This is a genomic window from Prevotella sp. AM34-19LB, assembly GCF_003468525.1.
In the GTDB taxonomy this organism is placed as follows: domain Bacteria; phylum Bacteroidota; class Bacteroidia; order Bacteroidales; family Bacteroidaceae; genus Prevotella.
This window is the reverse complement of sequence record NZ_QSIG01000107.1, coordinates 1-1,865: the sequence shown is the minus strand read 5'-3', so window position 1 is coordinate 1,865 and position 1,865 is coordinate 1. Positions and strand designations below refer to the sequence as shown.

General features: G+C 39.2%; 1 protein-coding gene and 1 pseudogene. Both read left to right on the top strand.

Annotated features, from left to right (window positions below; translation table 11 throughout):
* The first annotated feature begins 483 nt into the window (after positions 1-483).
* Positions 484-651 (top strand): hypothetical protein, encoded by a 168-nt coding sequence (locus DW830_RS16015; RefSeq protein ID WP_158573528.1) that lies wholly within the window; start codon positions 484-486, stop codon positions 649-651.
* A gap of 93 nt (positions 652-744) precedes the next feature.
* Positions 745-1,367: pseudogene (locus tag DW830_RS15350) on the top strand (KilA-N domain-containing protein); the annotation flags it as partial.
* Positions 1,368-1,865 lie beyond the last annotated feature (498 nt).

Sequence of the window (1,865 nt, the reverse complement as noted above, 5' to 3'; positions counted from 1 at the left end):
TTGTTGCCATCCTCTGTATAAATAGTATATTATATATATATATAATATATAAAAATATCTACTTACAATTTATAACCATGGAAAGGGTAACTATCGCGAAAAAAACTGAATACTGAATACTGAACACCCTCTTAGATACCTCGCACCCTGGGTATCATGGCAGCATCAGGAAAAAGATAGTACTAGTACGCGTACATAGTACGTACTAGGTAAATACAAAAATATTTTCGTACCTTTGCACCCGTAATCAGGCAAGTAAAGTCTGGTTGCGGGCGTTTTTTGTTTATAGGAATTCGGTGCCGTTCCTGAAACTGAAATTTGGTGAATATCTCGCAGTCCAACCCTTTAACATTATATATTAATATGGTAAGAAAAGCTTATTTTTCTTTGGCGCAGGCATAGTCAAAGCTAATCGATGTAAGCGTAAATAGTAACTCGCTGACAGATAATGAGATAGATGTAAGAGCAAATTGGCTCATACCTTTGACAGCCAGCTGCTGTCATCCTGACGACACGCAAGGCTGCATCCTCGTTGGGGAGAACATGCTCGAGGGTATGGTGGTGGACTCCCGCATCTGGCTGCAGCGACTCATCAACGCCATGATAGCGGCTCGCGACCGAGACGAAAGTATCTGGATTACCATCCAATAGATAGAGTGTCATAACTTTTACCGTAAGTGGTTGAGCGCAATAGCCCAGCTACTTGCTATGTTGGAATATCGGTGAAAAGATATGCTAAATAATCTGTTAAATTGTACCGAATTCGATACAATTAGAAATGCAGCAGGAAGCGACAACTTCGTGCTTTCTGTACAGGCATGGATTCAAAGAACAGGTGCAATAGGCATCATGGCAAAGCTGGTTGATATGGTGGAACTTATGCTCATCGAGACATTGTGTACCACTTCGGAATGTGGATTAGTCCTCGTTTCCAACTTTTGTTGGTAAAAGAGTATCAACGTCTTAAAGCTGATGAGCAGAAACAATTGGCATGGTCTGCCAAGCGGGAACTATCTAAGATAAACTATCGCATTCACACGGATGCTATCAAAGTAAATCTCATTCCTGCGGAGGTGACTCGTGAGCAAGCTGCTATGAAATATGCTGATGAAGCGGATGTACTCAACATCGCCATGTTCGGTATGACTGCGAAACAATGGCGTGAGCAGAATCCCGACAAGAAAGGAAACATTCGTGACTATGCCAGTATTAATGAACTTATCTGTCTCTCAAATATGGAGAATCTCAACGCTGTATTTATCAATGATGGTATGGCGCAGTCTGAGCGACTTATCAAACTCAATCAGATTGCCATTCAGCAGATGAAAATTCTTGAAGATACAGGCGGAAGAAACTTATTAAAATAAAGATGAATATGGCAATAAAGGATAAGGATGGAAATACGGTGGGATGCATTTTTATCTGATGCATCCCCCTATGTAAATCCATATATTTCTTGTAGCGGCTTTAAACTTTGTCTTCTATCTTTGTGAATAGGCATTTCCCTTTTCTATAATCGTTGGGAGAAATTCTTTTTTTGTCATCAAATTCTAATTTATAGTCTTCAACATCCCATTCCCAAGCTTCTAGCATTACATAATGTTGGTCATATAGAATCCAAATGAGTTTATCCCAAAGATAATTCGTTGCTTTAGGAACCTTTGTGACTTTACTTCCGGGCTTGCCACTTGGTCTATTAGCTTTTATCTGGTATCTTTGATGATTAAAAACAAAATCTGCACCCTTACTTACTGCTACCTGTTGGCGGAATTAAAAAACCGCCTGAAAATTAGTATATTTTTATGGAGAAAAAGTTGTGCATCTCGTTGATTTTAAGTAACTTTGTAGTGTCCAATTATAAAGTT